Here is a 26,432-nt window from a genome sequence, read left to right on the forward strand (position 1 = left end):
GGAGAGGGTTGGATCGACGTGCCAAGACTTTGCGCCTGCAATCTCGCGGCCGGTCGAGATGAACCGGACCGTCACTTCCAAGTAGCCATAGCTAGTGCAGCATCATTGATTGACCGGTTCCAGAGCTGTCCCTAGTTCTGAAATCGCATCTCAGAGTCGGCCAGCGCATCCAGAACGATGATCGCGCGCTGGATCACGGCCTTCAGGGCGACGTGCAGTTGCTGCGTGTCATGCCGGCACCCATTGCGTATTGCCGGCTCTGTGGCACGATCAAGCGAATTTCAGCAGTCGGTTTGTGTGCAAATGATCTTTGAACCAATTCGATTGATGCCTGAGGCGCCCGGGCAAACCCCGGCGAAGAACCGCACGATCTTTTCTCTCCTGGCGGCGGTTAGATGGGTCCAGCGTTACGTTGACAGCGAAGCCAAGACAACGCCGCGGTGGACGAAGCTGATCGCTGTTCTTGATGAGGCGACTGTCGGGAAAATTGAGCCGCCCGAGGTTCGAACCGCGCTCCATGTCGCTTTGATGGCTGAAGGATGGGCGATGCCAGACGAGCTTGAGCAACCAGATATATTCACATCTGGCCGAGCGGATTCCCCGTAAACGAGCCGGGATCACAGATCCACCGGTAGCGGCACCACCTTCAAGTGGACGCCGGTATCTGTCATAGTGCAGGCTTCACTGCTCGGAGAACGCTTATGTTGTTCCCTGTCGGTAGTCGATGGCTCGCGGCGATTCTTGCGCTGACATTTGGTACCAGCGCGAGCGCCGGCGATGTGCTCTTCGAAAATGTTCGCATCTTCGACGGAAGAAACGCCACTCTTTCTGCTCCGTCACATGTGCTGGTCAAGGGCAACGTCATCGAGCGTATTTCCACGGCACCGATAGCGGCCGCAGACGCTCAGCGTGTCGCAGGAAACGGGCATACGCTGATGCCTGGCCTGATCGACAATCATTGGCATGCGATGTTGATACGGGTGACGCCGGCACAGGCTTTCGGTGACGTCGGCTACAACAATCTGCTGGCCGGTGGCGAAGCGACTGACACGCTGATGCGCGGCTTCACCACTGTTCGCGATGTTGGCGGGCCGGTGTTCGGCCTCAAGCGCGCCATTGACGAGGGCATCGTCAAGGGCCCGCGCATCTACCCGTCCGGCGCCATGATCACTATCACGAGCGGGCATGGGGATTTCCGGCAGCTGACTGATCTGCCACGCACGATCGGCGGCATGCTCACCCGCATGGAGCAGGTCGGTGGCGCGATCGTTGCGGACAGCCCTGACGAGGTGCGTGTGCGCGCGCGCGAACAACTGATGCAGGGCGCCTCCCAGGTCAAGTTGACGGCGGGCGGCGGCGTGTCGTCACCCTTCAGTCCGGTCGACGTGACCACTTTCACCGAGGCCGAACTACGCGCCGCCGTTGAAGCGGCCGAGAATTGGGGCACATATGTCGCCGCGCACGCCTTTACTCCGGCTGCGATCCAGAGAGCCGTCGCGGCTGGCGTGAAGTGCATCGAACACGGCATGCTGATGGATGAGGCGACCGCCAGGCTACTCGCCGAGAAGGACATCTGGTTGAGCTTGCAGCCCCTCCCCGAGGGCTTGAGGCTTGGCTTTCCGGAGGGTTCCGTCCAGCGAGCCAAGGCGGATGAGGTCTGGCCCGGCATAGCCAGGTCCTACGAGTTTGCAAGGAAGTACAAGATCAAGACGGCGTGGGGAACCGACGTGCTGTTCTCGCGCGCGCTTGCGCAGCAACAGGGGGCAATTCTGGCCTCGCTGACGCGCTGGTACACGCCCGCCGAAGCGCTGGTCATGGCGACATCGACAAACGCCGAACTGCTGGCGCTGTCCGGCAAGCGCAATCCCTATCCCGGCAAGCTCGGCGTGGTGGAACAGGGCGCGCTCGCGGACTTATTGCTTGTCGACGGCAATCCGCTGGACAACATCAACCTGATTGCCGATCCCGCGAATAACCTCAAAATCATCATGAAGGACGGCGTCATCTACAAGAACATTTTGAGCAAGTGAGCCTATGCGCAGCCTCCTCTTTTTGATCGCTATAATGATCGGCCTCGCATCGCCTGTCCGTGCTGCGGACGATGTAGCGGCGGCGCAAAAGATCATCAGCTCCCAAGCCGATGCGCTGGCGCGCGACGACGCTGTGACGGCGTATGGGTTCGCGGCCCCCGGCATCCAGAGCATTTTCACCGATCCCGACAGCTTCATGGACATGGTGCGCAACGCCTATGCGCCCATCTATCGTCATCGCAGCTTCGAATTCACCGAGAACAATACGTCCGGTGGTACCATCGAGCAGAAAGTCCATATCGTCGATGCCGATGGCGTGCCGTGGGATGCGCTCTACACGCTGGAGCCGCAGCCGGATGGCAGCCTGAAGATCAGCGGCTGCATGCTGCTGAAAGTCGGCCAGGCTGTGTGACACCTCACAGCGGCATTCACATTCGCACCTCACATCATCTATAATAGGTCCTGCACGTCTCTCGTCCTACGGTTGCTTCCCGGGTGAATTTGTTGCGGTACCTGTCCCTCAGCACACTGTCTCCCATTGTCCTGGGCAGCCTGTTGGCGTGCGGGGTGTCGACCATCGCGATGACTGACACGCGTCGCCTGTCCCTGATGCCCGATCCGCGCGGCGAGTTCATCCGGCTCTGCGCGCCCTTCATGGTGTCGCGCTATGCGCATCCCGAAGCGATCTGCGACTGCGTCCGCACCGCGCTGATCAGCGAGATCGGCGATCGCGATATTCTCGACGCGATCCTGTACGGGGTCACCGAGCGCGGCGTCCCCACGCTGAACGAGAACTGGCTGCCGCCGGACAAACGAAGCTTGATCCCGCGGACCATGACGGCGATTGCCGAGCCGACGCTGGATTGCATGTTCGGTAGCGGCCCGGCCAAACGCGCGCTCGAAAACGTACCGATCGATGGATTTCCGGCGATGCCACCGGTGCAGGATCTGACGCCTTAGGCGACCGATGCGCCCGAGGAGAAAATCAACCTGCGGCGCGCCCGCAGCATCAGCGCCGTGATGATGGTGACGTTGAGTGCATTCCAGGCGAGGCCGTTCATGAACGCTGCCGCGTAGGAGCCCGTAGCGTCGAAGATGACGCCCGACATCCAACCGCCAAGTGACATGCCTCCTACCGTGCCCAATATGACAATGCCGACACGCGTAGCCGCCTGCGATGCGGGCATCGCCTCGCGGATGATGATGGCATAGGCCGGCACCAGACCGCCCTGGAACAGGCCGAACATCGCCGAGATGATGTAGAGCGAGCCCAGGCTGTCGAAGAACAAATAGAACAGCAGTGCGAATCCCTGCAGCAACGAGCCGATCAGCAGCGTGCGAATGCCACCGATACGATCGGCCAGAAAACCCGAGCCAACACGGCTGACAATCCCGCAGGCCAGCATCAGCGACAACATCTCGGCGCCGCGCGTCACGCCGTAGCCGAGATCTCCGCAATAAGCGACGATATGCACCTGCGGCATCGCCATGGCGACACAGCAACCGATGCCGGCCACGAAGAGAAGCGTCGTCAGTGTATTGTTGCTGAGCTGCAGATCGACCTTGGGCGGCGGCGCATTGACGTGACTACGCCGTGTGACTGCACCCATCTGCGCGCGCAGAACCGCGAGCATCAGGAGCATCAGGACGGTTGTAACGATCCCGACACTGATATGCGTCGAGCGCCAGCCAAAAGTCAGAATGCCCCAGCTGACAATCGGCGGCCAGAGCGTGCCGCCGATATAGCTGCCGGTTGCAGCGACAGTCACCGCGATGCCGCGCCGGCGTTCGAACCAGTGCGACGCCTCCGCCATCAGCGGCCCGAAGGTTGCCGACGATCCTGCCCCGATCACCACGTGAATAAGATTGAACTGCCAAAGCGCCGTGGACTGCGACGCGAGAAGATAACCGGCGCCCATCAGCACCGTCGCAAGCGCAATCGTGGCCACGATGCCAAACCGGTCCGTGAGCCTGCCGGCGACCACGCCGCCGAGGCCGAAGCCGACCATGGTCAGGGTAAAGGCCAGCGACGCCGCGCCGCGGCTGGCCGCGAAGTCGGCCTGCACGGCCGGGAGCGCCACCACCACCGACCACATGCCCACTGACCCCAGTGAGCCGATGATCAAGGCAAGCGACAGCCTGATCCAGGCCTGACGGGAGTCAGGCAGGAACGGCATCGAATCTGAAGTGGGGGTCGCGATGGTCACGGCGGCAACATCCTCGGCGTGTGCCCACGGGTCAAGCGATATGCCGAAGGATTAGGCATGCAGAAACAGTGCAACAGACCGTTTCGGCCAAAACTGGCTCCGGGCTTGTGGCAAAGCCGGTCAGTAACGCCTCGTTAACCCTTTGCTAACCATACACACGGCAAAAATTGCCGAGTGGAGTCGCGTCTCGTCAGCTGACCGGGGGAATGCCCGTGGATGCCAGTGCGGTGCCTCACTTGCGGATCGGCGGCCCTTCGGCCGCCGCGCAGACGTTCGGCAGTCGCGAACGACATTCGCGCGGGGAAGCGACATCGATGACGGATTTGATCGCGGGTCAGGGTCTGGGCGCACCCAAGAGCGGCGGTTTCGACTTCGCCAGCATCAGGACGAACGTCTTGCGCGGCGATATCGGCCTCGCCTTCGGCGTTCTGATCATCCTTGTCGTCCTGATCATGCCGCTGCCAGCTATCGTGATGGATCTGTTCCTCGCGATCTCCATCACCATGTCGGTGTTGATCCTGATGACGGCACTGTTCACCCAGACGCCGCTGGAATTCTCGTCATTCCCCACCGTGCTGCTGATCTCGACCATGTTGCGGCTGTCGCTGAACCTGGCCTCGACCCGCCTGATCCTGTCGCATGGCCACGAAGGCACCGCCGCGGCCGGCCACGTCATCGAGGCGTTCGGCAATTTCGTGATGGGTGGCAATTTCGTCATCGGCATCGTCGTGTTCGCGATCCTGGTGATCGTGAACTTCATCGTCATCACCAAGGGTTCGGGCCGTATCGCCGAAGTCGCGGCACGCTTCCAGCTGGACTCGATGCCCGGCAAGCAGATGGCGATCGACGCCGATCTGTCGGCTGGCCTGATCGACGAGGCCACCGCCAAGGCGCGCCGCAAGGACCTCGAAGACGAAAGTGGCTTCTTCGGCGCCATGGACGGTGCTTCCAAGTTCGTCCGCGGTGACGCCATTGCCGGCCTGCTCATCACCGCCATCAACGTGATCGGCGGGATCATCATCGGCGTCGCGCAGCAGGGCCTGTCGTTCTCGGAAGCCGGCCGCACTTATACGCTGCTGACCGTCGGCGACGGCTTGGTCACCCAGGTTCCGGCGCTGATCGTCTCGACCGCCGCAGGCCTGCTCGTCTCGAAGGCGGGCATTACCGGCGCCGCCGACAAGACGCTGATCAAGCAATTCTCCGGCTATCCGCAGGCGCTGGGCATGTCGGCCGGCGTCATGCTGACGCTGGCGCTGCTGCCGGGCATTCCGATGCTGCCGTTCCTCGCACTCGGCGGCGGCGCAGCCTACCTCGCCGTCACCGCCAACAAGCGCAACAAGGTTGCGCGTGCCGAAGTCGCGCATCAGGCTGCAGCGCCCGCCGCCGCCGCCGCCGCACAAGCCGCCGCCGCGGACGAGCCGATCTCCGCATCGCTGAAGATCGACGATCTCAAGATCGAGCTGGGCTACGCGCTGCTGCCGCTGGTCAATGGCCCGGACGGCACCGATCGCCTGACCGAACAGATCAAGGCGCTGCGCAAGTCGCTCGCCGTCGAAATGGGTTTCGTGATGCCGTCGGTCCGAATTCTGGACAACGTGCAGCTCGAAGCCAACACCTACATCATCAAGATCAAGGAAGTGGACGCCGGCACCGGGCGCATCTGGCCGAACCAGTTCATGGTCATGGATCCCGGTGGCAATCAGGTCAACGTCCCGGGCATTCACACGACAGAGCCGACCTTCGGCCTGCCCGCGACCTGGGTCGATGCCGGCCTGAAGGAAGAAGCTTCGCTCAAGGGCTACACCGTGGTCGACGCCGCCACGGTCTTGTCGACGCATCTGACAGAGCTGCTGAAGGGCAATATGTCGGACCTCTTGTCCTACGGCGAAGTGCAGAAGCTACTGAAGGACCTGCCGAAGGAACAAGGCGAACTGGTCAAGGATATCGTCCCGTCGCTCATCACCGTGTCGGGCATCCAGCGCGTGCTGCAATTGCTGCTCACCGAACGTATTTCGGTGCGCGATCTCTCGACCATCCTCGAAGGCATTGCCGACGCCCTCGCCTTCTCGCGCAACCCGTCGACCATCGTCGAGCATGTACGTGCGCGCCTCGCGCGACAGATCTGCGCGCAGAACACGTCCTACAACGGCTACCTGCCGCTCATTGCACTGTCGGCGCAGTGGGAGCAGGCCTTCGCGGAATCGATCATCGGCACCGGCGAAGAACGCAGTCTCGCGATGCAGCCGTCGAAGCTGTCGGAGTTCATGACCACCGTGCGCGATCGTTTCGAACAGGCCGCGCGCGAAGGCGAAGCGCCGGTGCTGGTCACCTCGGCCTCGATCCGGCCGTTCGTGCGCTCGCTGGTGGAACGGTTCCGTGCGCAAACCACAGTGCTGTCCCAGGCGGAAATCCACCCCCGTGCGCGCCTGAAGACCGTCGGAAGCGTCTGATTCGGCGGCAAGAGGCTAGCAACCTTGCCCGAAACCGATGTAAATTCGTCACAGACAAGAGATTTGCCAGAATGTCGCATCCCGAGGCCATTTCGGGGCGACGGCACGAATCACTCTCAACGCTCTGATAATAAATAATAATTTATGAATTTCAGGGCCAAGCCGGGTGCTTCAATCGCGCCGGATCACGTCTTATCACTGCCTTGTGATCGACTATTTGGAACGGAACGACCCAACACCACGTTTCCTATGCGTGATGAGTTGAACCTGCCGACGCGGACACGACACAAACGGTCGTAGGCAGAGTAAGACGGCAGGGAGCGTTTCCAATGAACCACTCGATTTACAGCGCGGATCGCATGACCCACCTCAAGGTGGTGATCGTTGCTCTGGTCGCCGGTATCTTCGTGGCAGGCTTCGGAATCTCGGCCCGCATGAATGCTGACGAAGGCTACAGCCAGACCGCGAGCGCTCGTGTGATCAAAGCAGGCCAGCCGGTTGCTGTCACTACTTCGAACGCCAGCATGGTCCGCTAAGGAATTCAGGAATTCGCGTGGCGATGTCCCCCAAGGTCGTCAGGTGAATACATAGAAGCTCCACTTCCCCCCGAGTGGACTTCTGAATGGAAAACGCCCGCTCCCCACGGGCGTTTTTCTTTTGTGGGGTGCTTTCTTGCTTCTCCCTCCCTCAATCAGCGCAGCTGCGCAGTGGGATACTCTGCGCGCCAGCGCGCCATCACAGATTCAAATATCAAACAGCCAAACTCTCGCAGTCTCGCGGCGCTTGCGCGTCCGAGGTATGAGCAGTGCCCCTCGAAAATATGAGGGGTGGCAGCGCGCCGTGAGGCGCAAGGGGTGGTTTCTGTCGCGATCCGCTCCGCCGGAACGCCGGCAAGCTGCAACCGCGCAACGCCTCACGGCGCGCCACACCGCAGACAAGTTTACGCAGTCTGCGACTGCTACGGGCGATTTCTGTCCCCGGGACCGTTCTTCCGGGCAAAGGCGCAGAGCTCCGCACTCCGCTGATCCCGACGGTTTCCCGCCGTTCACCAATGCCACGTCCAGCCAGCATGAGTGGCAGACCCCCGTAGTGGGGCCGGACGGTGACCCAAGGCCTCCCGAGTGCGCGGGGTACGTCACCCCACACCCGCAGGCGCCGCATCCCTGTTCCACCTCAAGACGCCTCTAGAAGCGCCCCTCGCGAACCGGATGATCGGAGGATAATCCTCTTGGGGATATTGTCAAGATAAAATAGGAAAAAATGTTTAAGCCCTATTCTCTCGATTGTCATTCCGGGGCGCGCTCTTGCGCGAGCCCGGAATCCATAACCAACGTGGTTGACGGCTTCACGCGACGTTATGACGTCGACAAGCTCGTTTGGTTTGAGGTCTACGATGACGTCCTGTCGGCCATTGCGCGTGAGAAAGAACTCAAGAAATGGCGCCGCGCGCTGGAAGATCCGATTGATCGAAGAGCAAAATCCAAACTGGATGGATTTGTACCCGGTGCTTTCCGGCTGACGTGGAGTTTATGGATTCCGGGCCCGCGCAAGAGCGCGTCCCGGAATGACAATTGAGAGGTTTGCATTACAGCGACTGCGCCGCTTTCATGCGCCCCGGAATGACGACTGTGGGACCAATGCCGGATGACGAGAGAGCCAAACGATCACCGTGCCGGCGGCACCGTTTCGATCAGCTTGCCGGTGAACACGATCGGGCCCGTGGCTGCACCGGTCGGCGAACCGCCTTCCGGCTCCACGGTCACGGCATAGGTGGCCTGATTGACGACATCGGGATCATAGGCAGCGAGTGCAGCGCGCGATGTGAAGTCGTTGCTGCCGATCACGCCGAGCGAACGCGGGCGTTGCAGCTTGTCGGACACAATCCAGAGCTCGTAGCTTTTGCCGGCCTGCGGTTCGGCGCCAACCTTGCGCACTGTAAAGTTTTTGGTCGCCGCATCGACAGTGAGGATGAATGCGGGTGACGCAGCGTCGGTCTGCAGCAAGGCGACGTATTGCGACTGAGCTGCTGCGGGCGGCGCTACCGGCGCTGGCGCCTGCACCACCTGTTGCGCTGCCTTCGGGCGTAAACCCGCCGGCAGCAATTCGGGGCGATAGGCCTGTACGGCAATCAGCGCAACAAGCATAGCGGCAACGGCGGTCATGCCGGTGGCGACACCGCGCCAGCGTTTTGCCTGGACCGAGAAATCAATCACGTTCGAACGATCGAGCGTCGAACGGTCTATCGCAGGCTGCTCAGCGACGACCGCCGCTGCAGCGACCGGCTGCGGCGCTTCCGGATGCACGATCGCTTCTTGCGTACCGGCCAGACCGATCGCAACGCGGATTTTCTCCCAGACTTCAGGACGCGGCTCGACAAGGCCGACCATCTGATTCAAAACGCCGAGCTTGCGCTCCCACGCCTCGACCACAGCGGCAAAATCCTTGTCGACGGACATCATGGTCTCGACCTGCACGCGCTCTTCGGCACTGAGCGTGCCAAGCGCATATTCCGCGGCAAGCGCGATATGGTCTTCGCTATAGGCCATCATGTCAGTCCCAGACACTCCCGGATGTCCATCATACTGCGGCGCAGCCACGTCTTCACTGTATTGACCGGCGCTTCGAACTTCGTCGCGAGTTGTTCGCGGCTCCAACCATTGTAGTAAGCAAGCAGCACCAGTTTCTGCCGGTCCGGCTCAAGCCGGCCCACGCACTCCAACAAGCGCTTCAATTCTTCGGTCATTTCCTGTCGCGCGAGCGGGTCAGGTGTATCGGCTGCCACTTCCATTGCAGCCGGCTCTTCCTCGATAGACGTTTCGCTTCTCTTGCGAACGACATCGATAGCCCGGTTACGAGCGATCGACGCCATCCACGTGATCGGCGAGGCAACACCGGGATTGAATTGCCCGGCGCTGTTCCAGATCTTGACGTAGGCCTCCTGGATGACTTCCTCGGCGAGATCCTGTCTGCGCAAGATACGGATCACGACGCCAAAGAGTTTCGCGCGCGTCGCTGCATAGAGTCGCTCGAAGGCGGCTTCATCCCCTTTGGCAACTGCGGCAAGAAGCCAGACCAGCTCAGCCGGCGTCAGCATTACGTCTCCCCAACCTCAATATACCTTTCGCCTTACGGAGGTGCCGCCCGGCGGTATTACCTGTCGTAACATAGATTATAGCAAGCGGGCCATGTCGCTGTTTATGCTGTGGATAGACCACAAACAGCAAACCCGGACCTCGCGGCCCGGGCTTGATGACTTCAATCTTTGAGGCTCGTTGGCTCGCCGCTTCTGCGGATCAGGCCACTGCGCCGATGCGGGCACGCATCAGGCCAATGCTGTCGAGGTCGGCCTGTTCGCGTGCGTTCTCTTCGTCGCGTGCACGGGCCTGGTCGCGCTCGTCGAGCAGTTCGACCTTCTTGAGTTCTTCGAAAGCTTCACTCAGCAATGCCTTCGCGTCTTCGAGCTGCACGCGCAGCTCATCGGCCGAACGTGTCAGGTTCTCGCGACGTTGAATCGCAGCCTTCGCATAGGTGGGATAGGCAAAGTGAGTGGGATCCTGAATACCGGCGCGATCCTGTTCGGTCTGGATCTCGCGCTCGAGATCGACCGACATGCGCTGGAAATCCGCGATCATGCCTTCGATCTGATTGACCCGGCGGCGCTTCTCATCGACCTGGAACTTCTTCAGGCGGATCAGGGTGTCACGTGACTTCATCGACTCATACTCCCCAGAAGTCCCAGTCTCAACGCGGGACACAACCGGACAACCGCAAGGGGCTGACCGGCCGAAATTCTTCTCTGAGGGTCATGATGGCCTGACAAAGTTAGCGTTCCGTTTCCAAACCACCAACGATTTGTTGCAGTTGCTGATAGCCTTGAGCCAGTCCGCAGACTTCGTCCTTGCGTTGCCGCAGGAATGCCTCAAGCGGCTCATGGAGCCGGATCGCCTCGTCCACTTCCGGACTGGAACCGGCGCGATAGGCACCAAGCCGGATCAGTTCTTCCATATCCGAATAGGTCGCCATGATCTGCCGGGCTCGCGTGATCGTCGGCAAATAGGCTGGATCGCAGGACCGCGGCATGGTTCGCGACACCGACTTCAGGATATTGATAGCAGGATAGCGGCCACGTTCGGCGATACCGCGTTGCATCACGATATGGCCATCGAGAATGCCGCGCACGGCGTCCGCAACGGGTTCGTTGTGATCGTCGCCGTCGACCAGCACCGTGAAGATACCGGTGATCGAGCCTTCATCGGTGCCCGGCCCTGCCCGCTCCAGCAGCTTCGGCAATTCGGTAAACACCGTCGGCGTATAGCCTTTTGCAGTTGGCGGCTCGCCGACGGACAGGCCGATCTCACGCTGCGCCATGGCGAAACGCGTGACCGAGTCCATCATGCACATGACGTCTTTGCCCTCGTCGCGGAAGAATTCCGAGATCGACAGCGTCAGATAGGCCGCCTGGCGCCGCATCAGTGCAGGCTCGTCCGAAGTAGCCACGACTACGACGGCGCGTGCGAGACCTTCTTCGCCCAAGTCCTCCTGCAAGAACTCCTGCACTTCACGGCCACGTTCGCCGATCAGGCCGATGACCGACACGTCGGCATCGACATTGCGTGCCAGCATGGACAGCAAGACCGACTTGCCGACGCCGGAGCCCGCAAAGATGCCCATACGCTGGCCGCGGCAGCAGGTCAGGAAGGTATTGAGCGAGCGCACCCCGAGATCGAGCGGCGCGCCGACGCGTTTGCGAGAATGCGCCGGCGGCGGAGACGCGCGATACGGCATCGGTGCCGGGCCCTGCAGCAACGGCCCCTTGCCGTCGATCGGCTCGCCCATGGCGTTCACGACGCGGCCGAGCCAGGCGATCGAGGGCCGCACCTGGCTGGCGGCATTGGCGATCACCGCCCGGCAGCCGCGACGTACGCCTTCCAGTCCGGCAAAGGGCATCACCACGGCGTTGTCGCCACTGAAACCAATCACCTCGGCAGGGATGGAACGGCTGGTGCCGGTCTCGATGGTAATGCGGGCACCGACCGACATCGCGTGGATCGGCCCGGCGACCTCAACCATTAACCCGCGAACACCGACCACCCGGCCGTAAATATTGACGCCATCGAGGTCAGTAATCTGTTCCGCAAGGGCTTTCATTGCAAAACCCTTAAGTTTCGCTTCATTGCCGGCTCGGCCTTAACCCCGTGTTTACCCGCATCGTTAATCATTACGTCACTGTCTTGGATGACTGAGAGCATTCGCGCCATCAGAATGAAGGGGCGAGTCGATGGAGTCGGTTAGGTCCGGCTCTTAATGTGGAGCTTGAGCGGGTACGGGTACAAAAAGAGTCTTTGCTGCAACATCTTATGGCGATTCGACAAAAATTGCACGATTAGAGCTTGCGCTGAAGAATCAGGTTTTGTTAACCATATCCAGTCAGGATCCGAATCAGTTGTTCGTAGGCGTTTTTTGGTGCCGCAAGTATGGCGGCCGACCTGACGCCCGGAGCGGCGACTAAAGGGGACTGGCATGCGCGTTTTGCTAATTGAAGATGATAGCGCCGTTGCGCAGTCGATTGAGCTGATGCTCAAATCCGAGAGTTTCAACGTCTATACGACGGATCTCGGAGAAGAGGGCGTCGATCTCGGCAAGCTCTACGACTACGATATTATCCTGCTCGATCTCAATCTGCCGGATATGTCCGGTTACGATGTGCTCAAGCAGCTGCGGGTGTCCAAGATCAAGACCCCGATCCTCATTCTCTCGGGCCTTGCCGGCATCGAGGACAAGGTCAAGGGTCTCGGCGTCGGCGCCGACGACTACATGACCAAGCCCTTCCACAAGGACGAGCTGGTTGCCCGCATTCATGCGATCGTGCGCCGCTCCAAGGGCCACGCCCAGTCGGTCATCCAGACCGGCGACCTGGTGGTCAATCTCGATACCAAGACGGTGGAAGTCGGCGGTCAGCGCGTCCATCTGACGGGCAAGGAATACCAGATGCTGGAGCTGCTCTCGCTCCGCAAGGGCACCACCCTCACCAAGGAAATGTTCCTCAACCACCTCTATGGTGGCATGGACGAGCCCGAACTGAAGATCATCGACGTTTTCATCTGCAAGCTGCGCAAGAAGCTGGCGAATGCTTCCGAAGGCCGCAACTTCATCGAAACCGTCTGGGGCCGTGGCTATGTGCTCCGCGAACCGCACGAAGAAGAGATCCGCATCCCGGCCTGAGTTTCAAGCCGGCTTAAGCGTCACTCCCCGAAAGTTCTCACGAAACCCCGCCGAAAGGCGGGGTTTTTGTTTGCGTGGATGAACCCACCCTTTGCTTACAGCGACGAATGCCATAGGCGAATACCAAGCGATCATGTTTGGCGCACATTTCGGGGGCGGAATGGTTCTGCAATCTCTGGTCGGGCTGCCGGCCTTTCTGGTCTATTTCTGCACCGGCATTGTCGCCGTGATGCTCTACCTGTTCGTCTATCTGCGCGTAACCGCACATGACGAGTTCGCACTGATCCGCAAGGATTGCGCGCCAGCTGCGATCGCGCTCGGGCTCAGCCTGCTCGGCTTCGTGCTGCCGGTGGCCAGCGCGATCGTCCACTCCGCCAATGTGGTCGACTGCCTGATCTGGGCGATCATCGCGCTGATCGTGCAGATCGCGGTCTATTTCATTCTCCGCATTCCGGTGCCGCAATTGTCGGATCGCATAGCCAATGGCGAGATGGCCCCGGCCCTCTGGCTCGGCCTCGCCTCCCTTGCTGCCGGCGTGCTGAACGCTGCCTCCATGGTGTATTCGCCATGACAAGCGGGCCCGCAAAGAACTTCGGCAAGCGCCGACCCGTGCAGCCGATGCCTGAGGAAGTCCCGTCGCGCAAACGCTCCAACCACGTGGCGCTCTTGCTCATGGGCACCATGGCCCTGGGCGGCGGCGCCTATGCGCTGATGCCGAGCGAACATTGCGACCCGAACCGCGCGGCCATCGCCGGCCAGCAGCAGGAGTGTCAGCAGCGCAGTTCGTCGTCATCCTCCGGCGGCCATGGCTATTCAGGGGGCAGCAGCAGTTCCTCCGGACGCAGCAACTTCGCCAGCGCCGGATCGTCATCCAGCGGCGGATATGACAGCTCGTCATCCAGCAGCAGCCACGTAACCCATGGTGGCTTCGGCTCCTTCGCCTCGCATTTCTCCGGCGGCGGCTAGTTTCTCATGCAACGCGTCGCATGTTCCGAGCGTGACGATTGGCAGGCCACCGCAGCCGCGACAGGCTTCGTATTTCATACCGAGGCAGGCGACCGCTATTGGGACGAGCGCGCCTACTACGCTTTCACGCTGGATGAGATCGAGCGTCAGATCGAGGCTCCGACTGCCGAACTCAACGCGATGTGCCGCGAGCTGGTGAGCCGTGCGGTCAAGGATGAGCGCTATCTGCGGCTGCTGAAGATCCCGCAGGCCTACTGGACCTTCATCGCCGCAAGCTGGCAACGGAGCGATCCCAGTCTCTACGGCCGTTTCGATTTCCAGTTCGACGGCAAAGGCCCGGCAAAGCTGCTCGAATACAATGCGGACACGCCAACCTCACTGTTCGAGGCCGCGGTGTTTCAATGGACCTGGCTCGAACAGGCGATCGAGCGCCAGATCATCCCGAAGCGGGCCGATCAATACAACTCGCTGCATGAGCGGCTCATCGAGGCCTGGCGCAAGATCGGCGCCGACAAAGCCATTCATCTCGCAGCCGCCATGGACAATGCCGAGGACCGCGGCACAGTACAGTATCTCGCCGATGTCGCGCAGCAAGGCGGCCTCACACCGGCGCTGATCGACATCAAGGACATCGGTTATGCCGACAGCGGGCACTTCGTCGATCTCAAGGACCAGCCGATCGACCTGATGTTCAAGCTTTATCCGTGGGAGTGGATGTTCCGCGAGGCATTCGGCGGCCGTCTGAAAGGCGCATCGACGCGCTGGATCGAGCCACCATGGAAAGCCATTCTGTCCAACAAGGGCATCCTGCCGCTGCTATGGGCGATGTTTCCGAACCACCCGAACCTGCTGCCGGCCTATTTCGACGATGATGCTGCAGCCGCTGAGCTCGGCACATCCTATGTGCGCAAGCCGCTCTATTCGCGCGAAGGCGCCAATGTCACGCTTGTGAGCGGCGGCAGCGCCATCGATGCGCAGCCCGGTCCCTATGGCGAAGAAGGCTTCATCCGGCAGATGCTGATGCCACTGCCGACCTTTGCGGATCAGTATCCGGTGCTGGGCAGCTGGCTGGTCGATGACGTGCCATGCGGGCTCTCGATCCGCGAGGATGAGAATCCGATCACCGGCAACATGTCACGCTTCATTCCGCACGCGATCCTGTGACGGCGCTCAGCGTGCCGGCGAAGCAGCGGCCTTCAGACCTACAGGCGTCATGCTCGGCACGATCGACGGTGCGGCACGGACGACGTTCGGACGGTACAGGCCACGCTTGTCGGCATGCGGCTTGAACGCGTCGGTCAGACCGACAACGGTCTCTGCGGCGCCCAGCGCCAGGAAGCCATCGGGCTCCGTGCACTTGGCAAGGCGGCCAAAGATTTGCGTCTTCATGTCTTGATCGAAATAGATCAGCACGTTGCGGCAGAAGACGATGTCGAACTTGCCCATGCTGGAGAAGTCCTGCAGCAGATTGAGCGGCTTGTACTGGATCATCGACCGGATCTCCGGATTGATCTGCCACATCTCGCCGGTCTGCTTGAAGTATTTGACCAGCAGCTGGATCGGCAATCCGCGCTGCACTTCGAACTGGGTGTAGATGCCCGACTTCGACTTCTCAAGCACCTGCTGCGAGATATCGGTGCCGATGATCTCGATCCGCCATCCGGCGAGCTGGGCGCTCATTTCCTTGATGGTCATCGCGATCGAATACGGCTCCTGACCGGTGGACGCAGCCGCACACCAGATCCGCAGGCTCTTGCGGGCGGCACGTGCCTGGATCATCTCCGGCAGCACGACGTCACGCAGATGGTCGAATGGAAGCTTGTCGCGGAAGAAGAAGGTTTCGTTGGTGGTCATCGCCTCGACCACGTCGGACGCAACCGTGGACGAGCCGTTCTTGATCTTCTGGACCAGCTCTTCAATGCCCGACAGGTTGGCCTTGCGCGCGAGCGGCATCAGCCGGCTTTCGACCAGATACTGCTTGTCAGCAGACAGATCGAGACCCGAGCGCTCCTTCAGGAACTTGCGCAGGAAATCATAGTCTGCCGGTGTCATGACCGATCTCCCGAGAAAAGACGAACCACTTTCGAACCGATTTGATTGAGCGGCAGGATAGCCGAGCAGATGCCTGCATTGGCGGCAGCGCCGGGCATACCCCACACCACGCTCGATGCTTCGTCCTGCGCGATGACATTGCCGCCAGCCGCGACGATATCCTTGCCGCCGCGCATGCCGTCCGAACCCATGCCTGTCAACACGACGGCGAGAATGGCGCCGTGCCAGACGTCGATGGCAGACGTGAACAGCGGATCGACAGCAGGCTTGCAGAAATTCACCGGCGGACCGTCATCGAGCGCGATGGCGATGTTGGCACCCTGCTTGACGGCGCGCATATGCTTGCCGCCCGGTGCGAGGTAGATCTGACCGGCCTTGACGATTTCGCCATCGACACCTTCGCGAGCCGGACGCTTGCTGGCCCGGGCGAGATGTTCGGCAAGAATGGTCGTAAAGGTCGGCGGCATATGCTGCGTGATCAGAACAGGCACCTTGTCGATCACGGCGCCGATTTCGGCAACCAGCGTCATCAGGGCCTGCGGCCCGCCAGTGGACGAACCGATCAGCAGCGCGCGTGGCATCGTGGCGCTGAAAGGACGCTTCACGAGCTGCGCCTGTGCGGCGACTGATGTCACGGACTTGAAAGACGGTGCAGCCTCACGCGCCGCGGGAGCCGGCACGATCGACGGCGTCGTCGCCGACTTCAGGCGGCGAACCTTCGCGCCAAGATGACGGATCTTCTGCAACAGGTCGTGCTTGAAGATGTCGGCTGCGGAAATCTCCCGGGTGCTCTCCGGTTTCGGAATGTAGTCGGCGGCGCCGAGCGACATCGCCTTGAAGCTGATCTCCGCGTTGCGGCGGGTCAGCGTCGACGCCATGATGATAATGAGATTCCGCTTCTTCGCCAGCAGCTGCGGCAGCGCCGAAATGCCATCGAGCTCCGGCATTTCAATATCGAGAATCGCAACGTCGGGATTGATGCGCTCGATCTGGTTGACGGCATCGAGACCAGTACGAAGCGACGCCGCGACGGCCATGTCAGGCTCGGCCTCGATCCAGCGCGAGATCAGGCCGCGAATGACGACGGAGTCGTCCACCACCATGACTCGCAGTGGCTCATACCGCGAATCGACAACAGGAGGACTTATCACATCAACACTCATGAACTCACCGGACGCAACACAACGCGACAAATGCACTGACAAAACAAATGCACAAACAAAAAGGCGGGCGCCGGAAGTGGAATACGCAATTCCGGCGTAGAACTTAGATCAGGCCGACTTCCTGAAACTTCGCCGACACGATTTCCTTGTCGAACGGTTTCATGATGTATTCGTTCGCGCCGGCGTGCAGAGCGCGCGCGATGTGGGCCACGTCGTTCTCCGTCGTACAGAACACGACCTTCGGAACGTCACCGCCCGGCATGCGGCGCAGGTTACGCAGGAACTCGTAGCCATCCATCACCGGCATATTCCAATCAAGCAGAACAGCGTCCGGCAGGTTCTGCTTGCAGATTTCGAGCGCTTTCTCGCCGTCTTCAGCTTCGGTGATCTCGAAATCGAGACCTTCGAGAATCCGACGGGCGACCTTACGGATGACACTGGAGTCATCGACAACCAGACATGTCTTCATGTGAGCCTCATTTTCACCGCGGACAAAATTGTCCAAGTGCTGGTCTTAGGCGGCCAGCTTGTCAGGCGAGATTTCAAGGATGCGATCAACGTCGAGTACGACCATCAGTTGCCCATCGAGACGATGGACGCCATCGGCCATCTTGGCCATGCGCGGATCCAGATTGACCGGATTCACCTCACGGCTCTCATCGGCAAGCTTCAGGACTTCGCCGATCGAATCGATCAGCAAGCCGTAGGATTCACCGCGGAGATCGACGCCCACAGCCATCGGTGGCTTGCCGTCATCGTTCTTCGGCAGGCCAAGGCGCGAACGCATGTCGATCGCGGTCACAATTCGACCGCGCAGATTGAGCACGCCGGCGACGTCGCTGGAGGACAGCGGCACGCGGGTCAGACGCTCGGGCATGAACACGTCCTGCACGCGCGAGATCGGCATGCCGAACAGTTGTCCACCGATCATGGTGGTCACGTATTCGGTGATCGCGCCGTCAGCGCTCGGAGCCTTGGTGGTGGTGGTGGTCGTAGTGGCGGTGGTCATTGCGATTTCCCTCACGCAGCCTGGCGAACTTCGGTGGTCTGTTCTTTGAGCGCCGCAATCAGGCCGGGGCGATCGAACTTGGCGACGTAATCATGGAAACCTGCGAGGCGACCGCGCTCGATGGCAGCCGGGGAGATCATCGCCGAGAGAGCAATGATCGGCGTGTGGCTGAGTTTCTGATCCGCACGGATGGTCTCGGCGAATTCGAAGCCGTTCATATCCGGCATTTCGATGTCGGTGAGGATTACGTCGACCTCCTGACCCGAGCGCAGGAATGACAAACCTTCCTGGGCGTTGGTGGCGACGCGTACCTTGTAGCCGGCAGCCTTGAGCACGGGCGAGAGCATGTTGCGGAAGAACGCTGAGTCGTCGACCAGCAGCACCGATTGGGCGGTTGCCGAGACACGCATTTCCTTACGCGAGAACCAATCGGCGAAAGCCATCGGCAGGAAGTGACCGACGTCGATCACTTCGGTCGCGAGACCCTTGATGACAGCGGAGCCCAGGATCCCCTCGCGACCGCTGGCCACTTCGATATGCAGGCGCTCTTCGACGATATCGACGATTTCGTCGACGACGAGACCCATCGAGCGACCGTCGTCTGCGAAAACGAGGATTGGCTGGGTACCCGACGTACGGACGGTCACGCCTTCCATCTGCACCAGCGGCATCAGCTGATCGCGGTACTGGACCATGTAGCGGCCGTTCGACAGCTCGACCTTGTCAACGCCCACTTCTTCGAGGCGCGTGACGAGACCGAGCGGCACCGCCTTGGGCTGTGCGGAGCCGGCGCGGAACACCAGCAGCGACGTCAGCTGTTCTGCATTCATCGCGCGCATTGCGGCGTTCTCGTCGGCGATCTCGTGAGCGTTGGATGCCAGAGCACCAAGCTCCTGCGCGATGCCGTTCGGATCGACAATCATGATCACCGCGCCATCGCCCAGAATGGTGTTGCCGGAGAACATGCCGATGTGACGGAGCTTGGTGGACATCGGCTTGACGACGATTTCTTCGGTGTGGAAGACGCCATCGACGACGATGCCGAAGGTCTGGTTGCCCACCTGGGTCACGACGATGAAGCCGTTCTCCGGATCGGCCGACGAGCCGTCATCGATCTGCAGCAGCTTCTTCAGATGCATCAGCGGCAGCAGCTTGTTGCGCAGGCGGAGCACCGGGGTGTCCTTGATGCGCTCGATGCGATGTTCGGAATTGGCGCGTGCACGCACCAGTTCGACGACCGCGAGCTGCGGGATCGCGAAGCGATCACCACCGGCTTCGACGATCAGCGCGGACACGATGGCCAGCGTGAGCGGGATCTTGATGGTGACACTGGAGCCCTCGCCGGCGACCGACTTGATGTCGATGGTGCCGCCGATCTGATCGATATTGGTGCGCACCACGTCCATGCCGACGCCGCGGCCGGAGACGCTGGTAACTGCAGCTGCAGTCGAGAAGCCCGGTGCGAAGATGAACTTGTGGATCTGGGCTTCCGACATCTTCTCGATATCGGCTTCGGTGGCCAGACCGTTCGAGATCGCCTTCGCCTTGATCCGCTCGGTGTTGAGGCCACGGCCGTTGTCGGCGATGCAGATCAGGATGTGGCCGCCTTCATGATAGGCGGACAGACGGATCGTGCCCTGCTCCGGCTTGCCTTCGGCAGCGCGCTCAGCCGGCGTTTCGAGGCCGTGATCCGCCGAGTTGCGCACCATGTGGGTGAGCGGATCCTTGATCAGGTCGAGCACCTGGCGATCGAGTTCGGTATCGGCGCCGTGCATCTCGAGTTCGATCTGCTTGCCGAGTTCGCCGGCCAGATCGCGCACGATACGCGGCAACTTCTGCCAGGCGTTGCCGATTGGCTGCATGCGGGTCTTCATGACACCGTCCTGCAGTTCGGCGGTCACGGTGGACAGGCGCTGCAGCGGCACCTTGAATTCGGTGTCTTCATGACGACGGCTGATTTCCAGCAACTGGTTGCGGGTCAGCACCAGCTCGGAGACCATGGTCATCAGATGTTCGAGCGTGTCGACGTTCACGCGGATCGACTGGTTTGCGACCTTGTCGGCTTCTGGCTGGTCGACCTCGACTGCAGTCTTCTTGGCAGCGGGCTTCGGAGCGACAGCCTTCGGCGCGGCGGGCTTTTCAGCAACCGGAGCCGGCGGCGCGACAGGCGCTGCAGCTGCCGGCGGTGCGACTTCGATGGCGGTTTCCTGGAAGGCGCGCTCAAGCTCTTCGAGCGAGACTTCACCGGGACGCAGCTCACGCTCGAGGGTCGGAACGATCAGCGGGGCCGTCTCGGCCGCGACAGGCGCTTCCGGTGCGATCGGAGGTGCGGACTCAGTCATCGATTCCATGCCTTTTTCGACCATGTGATGCAGTTCGCCGATCAGATCCTCGTCGACGCCTTCCGGCTCCGCTTCCGTGGCTTCGAGCTGACCGAGGATTTCCTTGATGCGATCGATCGTGGTCAGGATGAGCGTAACCGCTTCTCCGGTGACCGGCATTCCATCGCGGAATTTGCCCATCAATGTCTCGGCGGCGTGGGCCAGGGCTTCGAGACGGGGCAGTCCGAGAAATCCGCACGTGCCCTTGATGGTGTGAACCAGGCGAAAAATATTATCGAGAATTTTCGCGTTATTCGGGTCCTGTTCGAAGCGGACCAGCTGATTGTCAACCGTATCCAGGCTCTCGTTGGTTTCCGTCAAAAACTCGCGGAGAAGATCATCCATGAAAATAGGCCTTCACACTCCAGGCTCGCGACTTTCGCTACGCCTTTCGAAGTCTGGCTACTTTCCCCGCAAAGCGTTTAATATTAGTTGAGCATTCCCAAAAACAATGAATGCGACATTTAGCTATATGCTCGCACACGTACGAGCCCGCCAAACGGCGGACTCGTAAAGAGTTCATTAAGAGTTGAATGAGTTTGCGATCAGATCGCGGTGACGACGATGGCGTCGCCTTCGGGCACCAAGGTCACCTTGAGGCCGCAAGCCTGCGCCAGCAGCCGCGTGTAGTAAGGCTGCACGGCATGGGCATCGATGCTGCCAACTTGTTCCGAGGCCAGCATATCGACGATGGCCTGCGGCAGGCGCGCGTTGAGGCCTGCGGCCGTGATCTTGAAACCCTGCGGCTCACCTTCGCCGATGCCATCGATCTTGAGCACGCCGCCGCGCGGAATCGTCTGCTGCGCGATTACCAGCATGTTGAGCAGCAGCTTGACCTTGTTCTTCGGCAGCAGAAGCCGCGGCAGATTCCATTCGATCTTGGTCTTGGCGTCTTCAAGATGACCGCGCGACATGGTCTGCGCGTCGCCGAGATCGATCTGCGCGCCCGCCGAGCCGGCGGCTCCGAAGGCGAGCCGGCAGAACTGCAAGCGGGCCGATGCGGTCTTGGCGCTCTTCCGGATCAGATCGAGCGCGAATTCCTTGTCTTCCGGCTTGGGATTGTCATCGAGCACTTCCAACCCGTTGACGATGGCGCCCACGGGGCTGATCAGGTCGTGGCAGACCCGCGAGCAGAGCAATGCCGCGAGTTCAAGGGCATCGGGGGCCGGACCTGGCGTGGGAGTGTCGGACATGAAATGCGCTCCTGGGGCCACACAGAATGAACGGCGAATCAAGCATTTGCTTTACGGTTAGATACACCGCAGATGGTGGCGCGACCACAACAAGGCTGGCACAGTCCACCGGTGCAACAGGCGCGTGTAGAAATGAACGGGGATGACATGCAGGGGATGAAGGCTAGTCGATGACGGATGATTCGCGACCTCGCATGGATGCCGCGCGGGCTGCCGTCCTGATGGAGCCGCTGACCGAGCTCGCCGCGCAGGCCGGCGCCGCCATCCTCAAGGTCAACCGCACTGTCATGACCGTGGATGGCAAGGCCGACGGCTCGCCCGTGACCGAAGCCGATCTCGCGGCCGACCATGTCATCGGCGAAGGACTGGCCCGGCTGTTTCCGGGAATCCCGTCGCTGTCCGAAGAGCGCCTGCACCTGGCGACACCGCCTTATGCCGGCACCCTGTTCCTGATCGACCCGCTCGACGGCACCAAGGAATTCGTCGCCGGCCGCCAGGAGTTCACTGTCAACATCGCCCTGATCGTCGATGGCGCACCATTGCTCGGCATCGTCGGCGCCCCCGCCCTCGGGCTGATCTGGCGCGGGCTGGTCGGGCGCGGCGCAGAACGTGTCGAACTCGCACCAGACCTGTCCATCCGCAAGGTCACATCGATCCGGACCCGCGCAGCGCCCGCTGCGGGCGCAGCGTGGACCGCTGCGGTCAGCCGTTCCCATGGCGACCAGCGAACCGAGGCTTTCATCGCCAGCCGCCCCGGCGCTGTCAGACAGGAGTTCGGCTCGGCGCTGAAATTCTGCCGCGTGGCCGAGGGCCAGGCCGACATCTATCCGCGGCTGGCGCCAACCTGCGAATGGGATGTGGCTGCGGGCCATGCCGTGGTGGTGGCTGCAGGCGGCAAGGTGACCGACACCTTTGGCAAGGCGGTTCGCTTCGGCGGCAACCGGGAAGACTTCATCGTGCCGGAATTCATCGCCTGGGGTGACCCCACCGCGAGCGCGCGCGGCTGAACCCGCATTATTTCGCCAGGATATCCTGCACGCCCGGCCAGCGCTTGCGCGCGCCGGGCAGATATTTGGCCGGTGCCGCAGCAAAGGCATCGCGGGTTTCCTCCCGGCCGAACAGGTAAAGGCGTTCGCCCGTAATGAGCCACAAACGCGGATTGCCGGCGAAGGCGACCCCGCGGGCGACATCGACGGGATCATAGCCACCGAATTGCGGACCGTAGATGTCCGGATGAGCGGCGAAAGAGGCGCGGTTGCCCTCATTGCGGAAGCGCCAGACGGTGCCCTCTTCCGACATTTCGAAGTCCGGCTGACCCAGCGTCGGGCGGCCTTCGGTGAAATAGGCCACCGGATCGAAACCGCTGATTGCGAGACCCGTATATCGGTCAGTGACCACGCGCTCGCTGGTCGCAGCCTGCGCGCCCGTCGGGACCAGAGCGGCCGCCAGCAGCAGAATCAAGGCAATTCCACGGCTCCAGCCTGACAATTCCCGCCGTTGTGCCGTCATAGTTGATACCGATAGTATAGGGAGTCGGGGACAATGACTGCAGAGTTAAACCGTGCTTCTCAGCATCCGGTTAAAGCCGCGGTCGCAAATTTGAAATACCAGGGGTTCTTTTCATGACCTTCGCATCACGCCTGGCAGCGGTCGCGCTAGCCACGTTCACGCTCGCCTTCTCGCCGGCTTCTGCGCAGCAACCACCGCGCGGCCAGGCCGCACCGGACACCTATCGGTCCGAAGAACTCATGACGGCCGGACACCGGTTTTTCGGCAATGTCTCGCGCGGCCTCGCTTCGGTGATCGAAAAGGCCGTCAGCCAGTGGGGCCTGCCGAACGGCTATATTCTCGGTGAGGAAGGCAGCGGCGCGATTGTGGCAGGCCTGCGTTACGGCGAAGGTACGCTCTATACGAAGAATGCCGGCGATCTGCGCGTCTACTGGCAGGGCCCTTCGGTCGGCTTCGACTGGGGCGGCGACGGCGCCCGCACCATGACGCTGGTCTATAACCTGCCCGCCACCCAGGCGATCTATCAGCGCTTCGCCGGTATCGACGGTTCCGCCTACATCATCGGCGGCTTCGGCATGACGGCACTGACGGCCAACAACGTCGTGCTGGTGCCGATCCGTTCGGGTCTCGGCCTGCGGCTCGGCGCCAATATCGGCTATCTCAAATATACCCCCAGCGCGACCTGGAACCCGTTCTAACCTCTTCGATCGGAAAGGCGCGCGATCAAGCGCTTCTGAACGGCTGAATAAAGGTTAACGAGGCGTTACGCTGTCTTTGCCGGCGGTGCCATGGCATGCTAACCGCTACATTTTGAGAGCGTGGGAGCATTCGTCATGGTTGAACCGATCATGTATTTGGCGATCGGTTTTCTGATCTCGATGCTCTGCGGCCTGATGATCATGCCGCTGGTGCATAACCGCGCCGTCCGCCTCACCACCCGCCGGCTCGAAGCCGCGACGCCGCTGTCGATGGCGGAAATCCAGGCCGACAAGGACCAGTTGCGCGCGGAATTCGCGATGGCGGCACGCCGGCTGGAAATGAGCGTCGACCAGCTCAAGAACAAGACCACCAGCCAGCTCGCCGAACTCGGCAAGAAGTCCGACGCTATCAACCGCATGAAGCTTGAGCTCGGCGAAAAGAACGCCACGATCTTCGCGCTGGAAGCCCGTGAAGCCGCCGTGAAGGAAAAGCTCGGCCTCACCGAGGCCGACTTCACCAGCAAGACGGAAGCGTTGCGCGCCGCCGAAAAGGCCCTGAGCGACAAGCAGAGCGAACTCGCCAAGCTGAACCACGACCTCTCGGACCGCTCCATGGTGGCCGACACCCGCCAGGTCGAGCTCATCGCCGTGCGTGCGCAGGTCGAGGAATTGAAGGGCCGCGTCGGCGATGCCGAAAAGGAATTCGCCAATACGCAGCACCGACTGGAGCTGCAGCGCGGCGAGTCCGACACCGCGACGCGTGAACTGACCGAGGCGCGCGCGCGCGTCGAGAATCTCAGCCAGCGCGTGACTGACCTCGATCAGCAGCTCACCATTCAGGTCCGCGAAGCCGAACAGCTCGGCGCCCGCGTCACCGATCTCGAGAGCCAGCTCTCGACCCAGACCAAGATCCTCGCCGAGCGCGATTTCGAGAACGGCCAGTTGCGTCAGGCCAATGAGGCCGCCGAACAGATCGCGCGCGACCTGCGCGTCGAGCTCGCCGCCATGAACGGCGCCAAGGGATCGCCCGTCATCGAGAAGCTGCGCGCCGAGAAGGCCGCGGTGGAGACCGAGCTCGCCGCCGCCCGCGAGGAGCGCGCCAAGCTGCAGCGCGACCTCAACGGCGTCCATCAGCAGGCCGAGAGCGCATGGGCCACCGAGCGCATGGAAAACGCCCTGCTGCGCGAGCGCATCAACGACATCGCGGCCGAAGTGGCCAAAATGGCGATGACACTGGAAGGGCCGAATTCGCCCATCGAGGCAATTCTGGCCGCTGAACCGGCCCCAACAGCTCAGCCGCGCCCCGCCAATGACGCAGGTTTCGCCCCCAACAGCACCCTCGCCGACCGGATCCGGGCGCTGCAGTCCCACGCCTCCCGCGCCCCGCAGCCGGGCTAAATCGCGGGCCAGGAACCCAAATCGCCCGCATGGCCGGATGGGGGGACTTATTGTGCTGACTTGCGGCAGGGTTTGCTTGACACCCCCGCCCCCTATTCCCTAAATCGCGCCACTGACGTCAGTCCCCGCCGGGCCATTACCGCCCGGCCTTTTGTCTGTACGGCATCCCGGGCGCATAGCTCAGCGGGAGAGCGTTCCCTTCACACGGGAGAGGTCCAAGGTTCGATCCCTTGTGCGCCCACCATTATTCCAGCACATTCAAGTACTTAGCGGCCTTATTCCCTCGAAGTGTGCCCCGGAAAAGCTGGGGCACAGCAGGGGCACACTCGTTTCGGCGCTTGATCATCGTCATGGATTGCCGGCGCAGCTCTCTAGCCGCCAAGTTAGACTTTCGTGAAATCGGGCTTTCGCTTCTCTGCAAAGGCAGAGAAGGCCTCGCGAGCTTCCGCGCTCTGAAGCCGCTCTTTGAAAAGAGCGCTCTCTTCAGCGATCCTTTCAATCATTTCCTGCTGCTCCCGCATCAAAAGCTTTGTATGGCGAAGTGCGCCTGTCGGACGCAGCGTCAAAGTCAGGGCGGCGGTCGCCGCCCTCGCACGAACATCGCCGATAGGGACGACGGCATTGGCAAGTCCGCATTGAAGTGCGGTTACCGCATCCATCGGCTCTCCCAACGCGAACATGGCATACGCCCTTACGTGCCCGATCCGCGAAGGGAGCAACCAACTCGACGCGGCTTCGGGCACCAGCGCCAGGTTGACGAAAGGCGTGATCAGGCGCGCATTCTCCGCCAGGTAGACCAGATCGCAATGCAGGAGCATCGTGGTTCCGACACCAACGGCGTTTCCCTGGACGGCCGCGACGAGCGGCTTGGTCGCCTTTGCTAAATTGCCGATAAAGCGAAACGCGGGACTGTCAGTGGTTTCGTTTGCCGTGGACTGGGCGGCAAAGTCCGCCAAGTCGTTGCCGGAGGTGAAGCTGTCGCCGTCGCCCTGAAACAGAACGACCTTGACGGCAGGATCCCTTTCGGCGCGTTCGAGGCCTTCCGACATCGCGTCGTACATCGCGCCGGTCAGCGCGTTCTTCTTCTCGGGACGCGAGATCGTGAGCGTCATCACGCCATCGACGACATCCGTCTTCAAATGATCCGTCATGCC

25 protein-coding genes, 1 tRNA gene and 1 pseudogene are annotated in these 26,432 nt (G+C 61.4%); 14 read left to right on the forward strand and 13 right to left on the reverse strand.

Annotated elements, in window-relative coordinates:
• Nucleotides 1–701 precede the first annotated feature (701 nt).
• The 3 genes from AB7951_RS19610 to AB7951_RS19620 all read left to right on the forward strand — a co-directional run bounded on the left by AB7951_RS19610 (nt 702) and on the right by AB7951_RS19620 (nt 2,990).
• Nucleotides 702–2,030, forward strand: a complete 1,329-nt coding sequence (locus AB7951_RS19610) for an amidohydrolase family protein (RefSeq protein WP_120288937.1) — start codon at nt 702–704, stop codon at nt 2,028–2,030.
• 4 nt (nt 2,031–2,034) lie between these two features.
• Nucleotides 2,035–2,442 carry a DUF4864 domain-containing protein gene (locus tag AB7951_RS19615; protein WP_120288936.1) on the forward strand — a complete coding sequence of 136 codons (408 nt, stop codon included), beginning with the start codon at nt 2,035–2,037 and terminating at the stop codon, nt 2,440–2,442.
• Between the two features lie 170 nt (nt 2,443–2,612).
• Nucleotides 2,613–2,990, forward strand: a complete 378-nt coding sequence (locus AB7951_RS19620) for a hypothetical protein (RefSeq protein WP_139285952.1) — start codon at nt 2,613–2,615, stop codon at nt 2,988–2,990.
• On the opposite strand, the gene AB7951_RS19625 is transcribed toward AB7951_RS19620, so the two are convergent.
• Nucleotides 2,987–4,207 (reverse strand): MFS transporter, encoded by a 1,221-nt coding sequence (locus AB7951_RS19625; RefSeq protein ID WP_120288935.1) that lies wholly within the window; start codon nt 4,205–4,207, stop codon nt 2,987–2,989. The genes AB7951_RS19620 and AB7951_RS19625 overlap by 4 nt on opposite strands.
• Nucleotides 4,208–4,449: 242 nt before the next feature.
• Here AB7951_RS19625 and flhA point away from each other — a divergent pair, with 242 nt between their 5' ends.
• From flhA to AB7951_RS19640, 3 genes and pseudogenes are all read left to right on the forward strand, one after another.
• Nucleotides 4,450–6,687, forward strand: coding sequence for a flagellar biosynthesis protein FlhA (gene flhA / locus AB7951_RS19630; protein WP_120288934.1), 2,238 nt, complete (start codon nt 4,450–4,452; stop codon nt 6,685–6,687).
• Between the two features lie 329 nt (nt 6,688–7,016).
• Nucleotides 7,017–7,223 carry a hypothetical protein gene (locus tag AB7951_RS19635; RefSeq protein WP_068737106.1) on the forward strand — a complete coding sequence of 69 codons (207 nt, stop codon included), beginning with the start codon at nt 7,017–7,019 and terminating at the stop codon, nt 7,221–7,223.
• Between the two features lie 799 nt (nt 7,224–8,022).
• Nucleotides 8,023–8,206 (forward strand): annotated as a pseudogene (locus AB7951_RS19640) (GIY-YIG nuclease family protein); the annotation flags it as partial.
• A gap of 145 nt (nt 8,207–8,351) precedes the next feature.
• Here AB7951_RS19640 and AB7951_RS19645 read toward each other — a convergent pair.
• From AB7951_RS19645 to fliI, 4 genes are all read right to left on the reverse strand, one after another.
• On the reverse strand, nt 8,352–9,233 hold the full coding sequence (locus AB7951_RS19645; protein ID WP_120289263.1) for an anti-sigma factor domain-containing protein: 882 nt from the start codon (nt 9,231–9,233) through the stop codon (nt 8,352–8,354).
• The gene (locus AB7951_RS19650; protein WP_089267514.1) at nt 9,233–9,781 is read right to left on the reverse strand and encodes a sigma-70 family RNA polymerase sigma factor; all 549 of its coding nucleotides are present in this window, start codon (nt 9,779–9,781) and stop codon (nt 9,233–9,235) included. Before AB7951_RS19650 ends, AB7951_RS19645 begins: the two co-directional genes overlap by 1 nt.
• A gap of 199 nt (nt 9,782–9,980) precedes the next feature.
• A complete protein-coding gene (gene fliJ, locus AB7951_RS19655; RefSeq protein ID WP_068737112.1) occupies nt 9,981–10,400 on the reverse strand; it encodes a flagellar export protein FliJ in 420 nt (139 codons plus the stop codon).
• A gap of 109 nt (nt 10,401–10,509) precedes the next feature.
• Nucleotides 10,510–11,835, reverse strand: coding sequence for a flagellar protein export ATPase FliI (gene fliI / locus AB7951_RS19660; RefSeq protein ID WP_089267515.1), 1,326 nt, complete (start codon nt 11,833–11,835; stop codon nt 10,510–10,512).
• Between the two features lie 372 nt (nt 11,836–12,207).
• Here fliI and ctrA point away from each other — a divergent pair, with 372 nt between their 5' ends.
• The 4 genes from ctrA to AB7951_RS19680 all read left to right on the forward strand — a co-directional run bounded on the left by ctrA (nt 12,208) and on the right by AB7951_RS19680 (nt 15,039).
• Nucleotides 12,208–12,909 (forward strand): response regulator transcription factor CtrA, encoded by a 702-nt coding sequence (ctrA, locus tag AB7951_RS19665; protein ID WP_068737116.1) that lies wholly within the window; start codon nt 12,208–12,210, stop codon nt 12,907–12,909.
• 160 nt (nt 12,910–13,069) lie between these two features.
• Nucleotides 13,070–13,480: a DUF350 domain-containing protein gene (locus AB7951_RS19670; RefSeq protein ID WP_068737118.1), complete on the forward strand. Its 411-nt coding sequence runs from the start codon at nt 13,070–13,072 to the stop codon at nt 13,478–13,480.
• A complete protein-coding gene (locus AB7951_RS19675; protein WP_120288933.1) occupies nt 13,477–13,875 on the forward strand; it encodes a hypothetical protein in 399 nt (132 codons plus the stop codon). The genes AB7951_RS19670 and AB7951_RS19675 overlap by 4 nt, the downstream gene beginning before the upstream one ends.
• Nucleotides 13,876–13,881: 6 nt before the next feature.
• Nucleotides 13,882–15,039, forward strand: coding sequence for a glutathionylspermidine synthase family protein (locus AB7951_RS19680; protein WP_120288932.1), 1,158 nt, complete (start codon nt 13,882–13,884; stop codon nt 15,037–15,039).
• A 6-nt stretch (nt 15,040–15,045) separates the two neighbouring features.
• On the opposite strand, the gene AB7951_RS19685 is transcribed toward AB7951_RS19680, so the two are convergent.
• The 6 genes from AB7951_RS19685 to chpT all read right to left on the reverse strand — a co-directional run bounded on the left by AB7951_RS19685 (nt 15,046) and on the right by chpT (nt 21,673).
• Nucleotides 15,046–15,927 (reverse strand): CheR family methyltransferase, encoded by an 882-nt coding sequence (locus AB7951_RS19685; RefSeq protein ID WP_093760978.1) that lies wholly within the window; start codon nt 15,925–15,927, stop codon nt 15,046–15,048.
• Nucleotides 15,924–17,090 carry a protein-glutamate methylesterase/protein-glutamine glutaminase gene (locus tag AB7951_RS19690; protein WP_093760980.1) on the reverse strand — a complete coding sequence of 389 codons (1,167 nt, stop codon included), beginning with the start codon at nt 17,088–17,090 and terminating at the stop codon, nt 15,924–15,926. The genes AB7951_RS19685 and AB7951_RS19690 overlap by 4 nt, the downstream gene beginning before the upstream one ends.
• Nucleotides 17,091–17,193: 103 nt before the next feature.
• Nucleotides 17,194–17,559: a response regulator gene (locus AB7951_RS19695; protein WP_068737128.1), complete on the reverse strand. Its 366-nt coding sequence runs from the start codon at nt 17,557–17,559 to the stop codon at nt 17,194–17,196.
• Nucleotides 17,560–17,604: 45 nt separating this feature from the next.
• Entirely contained in the window at nt 17,605–18,099 is a 495-nt protein-coding gene (locus tag AB7951_RS19700) for a chemotaxis protein CheW (protein ID WP_120288931.1), read from the reverse strand.
• 11 nt (nt 18,100–18,110) lie between these two features.
• Complete coding sequence (locus AB7951_RS19705) at nt 18,111–20,825, reverse strand: hybrid sensor histidine kinase/response regulator (protein WP_120288930.1); 2,715 nt, start codon at nt 20,823–20,825, stop codon at nt 18,111–18,113.
• A 200-nt stretch (nt 20,826–21,025) separates the two neighbouring features.
• Nucleotides 21,026–21,673 (reverse strand): histidine phosphotransferase ChpT, encoded by a 648-nt coding sequence (gene chpT / locus AB7951_RS19710; protein ID WP_068737134.1) that lies wholly within the window; start codon nt 21,671–21,673, stop codon nt 21,026–21,028.
• 170 nt (nt 21,674–21,843) lie between these two features.
• Here chpT and cysQ point away from each other — a divergent pair, with 170 nt between their 5' ends.
• Nucleotides 21,844–22,680: a 3'(2'),5'-bisphosphate nucleotidase CysQ gene (gene cysQ / locus AB7951_RS19715; RefSeq protein WP_120288929.1), complete on the forward strand. Its 837-nt coding sequence runs from the start codon at nt 21,844–21,846 to the stop codon at nt 22,678–22,680.
• A 7-nt stretch (nt 22,681–22,687) separates the two neighbouring features.
• Here the strand turns inward: cysQ and AB7951_RS19720 are convergent, their stop codons facing one another.
• Nucleotides 22,688–23,182, reverse strand: coding sequence for a YHS domain-containing (seleno)protein (locus tag AB7951_RS19720; RefSeq protein WP_199712043.1), 495 nt, complete (start codon nt 23,180–23,182; stop codon nt 22,688–22,690).
• A 113-nt stretch (nt 23,183–23,295) separates the two neighbouring features.
• On the opposite strand from AB7951_RS19720, the gene AB7951_RS19725 reads away from it, so the two are divergent.
• The 3 genes from AB7951_RS19725 (at nt 23,296) to AB7951_RS19735 (ending at nt 25,522) form a co-directional block, all read left to right on the forward strand.
• On the forward strand, nt 23,296–23,880 hold the full coding sequence (locus tag AB7951_RS19725; protein WP_089267524.1) for a DUF1134 domain-containing protein: 585 nt from the start codon (nt 23,296–23,298) through the stop codon (nt 23,878–23,880).
• Nucleotides 23,881–24,015: 135 nt separating this feature from the next.
• Nucleotides 24,016–25,278 (forward strand): hypothetical protein, encoded by a 1,263-nt coding sequence (locus tag AB7951_RS19730; RefSeq protein WP_120288928.1) that lies wholly within the window; start codon nt 24,016–24,018, stop codon nt 25,276–25,278.
• Nucleotides 25,279–25,447: 169 nt separating this feature from the next.
• A tRNA-Val gene (locus AB7951_RS19735) sits at nt 25,448–25,522 on the forward strand.
• A 139-nt stretch (nt 25,523–25,661) separates the two neighbouring features.
• Here the strand turns inward: AB7951_RS19735 and AB7951_RS19740 are convergent.
• Entirely contained in the window at nt 25,662–26,429 is a 768-nt protein-coding gene (locus tag AB7951_RS19740) for an enoyl-CoA hydratase (RefSeq protein ID WP_120288906.1), read from the reverse strand.
• Nucleotides 26,430–26,432 lie beyond the last annotated feature (3 nt).

The organism is Tardiphaga sp. 285_C5_N1_2 (genome assembly GCF_052076065.1).
Classification (GTDB): domain Bacteria; phylum Pseudomonadota; class Alphaproteobacteria; order Rhizobiales; family Xanthobacteraceae; genus Tardiphaga; species Tardiphaga robiniae.

What these genes read in the sequence shown, in the direction of transcription:
- AB7951_RS19650 (WP_089267514.1), bottom strand. Translation starts at nt 9,781, where the DNA reads ATGCTGACGCCGGCTGAGCTGGTCTGGCTTCTTGCCGCAGTTGCCAAA.
- AB7951_RS19645 (WP_120289263.1), bottom strand. Translation starts at nt 9,233, where the DNA reads ATGGCCTATAGCGAAGACCATATCGCGCTTGCCGCGGAATATGCGCTT.
- AB7951_RS19620 (WP_139285952.1), top strand. Translation starts at nt 2,613, where the DNA reads ATGACTGACACGCGTCGCCTGTCCCTGATGCCCGATCCGCGCGGCGAG.
- AB7951_RS19615 (WP_120288936.1), top strand. Translation starts at nt 2,035, where the DNA reads ATGCGCAGCCTCCTCTTTTTGATCGCTATAATGATCGGCCTCGCATCG.
- AB7951_RS19610 (WP_120288937.1), top strand. Translation starts at nt 702, where the DNA reads ATGTTGTTCCCTGTCGGTAGTCGATGGCTCGCGGCGATTCTTGCGCTG.
- cysQ (WP_120288929.1), top strand. Translation starts at nt 21,844, where the DNA reads ATGACGGATGATTCGCGACCTCGCATGGATGCCGCGCGGGCTGCCGTC.
- AB7951_RS19730 (WP_120288928.1), top strand. Translation starts at nt 24,016, where the DNA reads ATGGTTGAACCGATCATGTATTTGGCGATCGGTTTTCTGATCTCGATG.
- AB7951_RS19685 (WP_093760978.1), bottom strand. Translation starts at nt 15,927, where the DNA reads ATGACACCGGCAGACTATGATTTCCTGCGCAAGTTCCTGAAGGAGCGC.
- AB7951_RS19740 (WP_120288906.1), bottom strand. Translation starts at nt 26,429, where the DNA reads ATGACGGATCATTTGAAGACGGATGTCGTCGATGGCGTGATGACGCTC.
- AB7951_RS19670 (WP_068737118.1), top strand. Translation starts at nt 13,070, where the DNA reads ATGGTTCTGCAATCTCTGGTCGGGCTGCCGGCCTTTCTGGTCTATTTC.
- chpT (WP_068737134.1), bottom strand. Translation starts at nt 21,673, where the DNA reads ATGTCCGACACTCCCACGCCAGGTCCGGCCCCCGATGCCCTTGAACTC.
- AB7951_RS19680 (WP_120288932.1), top strand. Translation starts at nt 13,882, where the DNA reads ATGCAACGCGTCGCATGTTCCGAGCGTGACGATTGGCAGGCCACCGCA.
- AB7951_RS19700 (WP_120288931.1), bottom strand. Translation starts at nt 18,099, where the DNA reads ATGACCACCGCCACTACGACCACCACCACCACCAAGGCTCCGAGCGCT.
- AB7951_RS19720 (WP_199712043.1), bottom strand. Translation starts at nt 23,182, where the DNA reads ATGACGGCACAACGGCGGGAATTGTCAGGCTGGAGCCGTGGAATTGCC.
- AB7951_RS19695 (WP_068737128.1), bottom strand. Translation starts at nt 17,559, where the DNA reads ATGAAGACATGTCTGGTTGTCGATGACTCCAGTGTCATCCGTAAGGTC.
- AB7951_RS19725 (WP_089267524.1), top strand. Translation starts at nt 23,296, where the DNA reads ATGACCTTCGCATCACGCCTGGCAGCGGTCGCGCTAGCCACGTTCACG.
- AB7951_RS19635 (WP_068737106.1), top strand. Translation starts at nt 7,017, where the DNA reads ATGAACCACTCGATTTACAGCGCGGATCGCATGACCCACCTCAAGGTG.
- AB7951_RS19625 (WP_120288935.1), bottom strand. Translation starts at nt 4,207, where the DNA reads ATGCCGTTCCTGCCTGACTCCCGTCAGGCCTGGATCAGGCTGTCGCTT.
- fliJ (WP_068737112.1), bottom strand. Translation starts at nt 10,400, where the DNA reads ATGAAGTCACGTGACACCCTGATCCGCCTGAAGAAGTTCCAGGTCGAT.
- AB7951_RS19675 (WP_120288933.1), top strand. Translation starts at nt 13,477, where the DNA reads ATGACAAGCGGGCCCGCAAAGAACTTCGGCAAGCGCCGACCCGTGCAG.
- ctrA (WP_068737116.1), top strand. Translation starts at nt 12,208, where the DNA reads ATGCGCGTTTTGCTAATTGAAGATGATAGCGCCGTTGCGCAGTCGATT.
- AB7951_RS19705 (WP_120288930.1), bottom strand. Translation starts at nt 20,825, where the DNA reads ATGGATGATCTTCTCCGCGAGTTTTTGACGGAAACCAACGAGAGCCTG.
- AB7951_RS19690 (WP_093760980.1), bottom strand. Translation starts at nt 17,090, where the DNA reads ATGAGTGTTGATGTGATAAGTCCTCCTGTTGTCGATTCGCGGTATGAG.
- fliI (WP_089267515.1), bottom strand. Translation starts at nt 11,835, where the DNA reads ATGAAAGCCCTTGCGGAACAGATTACTGACCTCGATGGCGTCAATATT.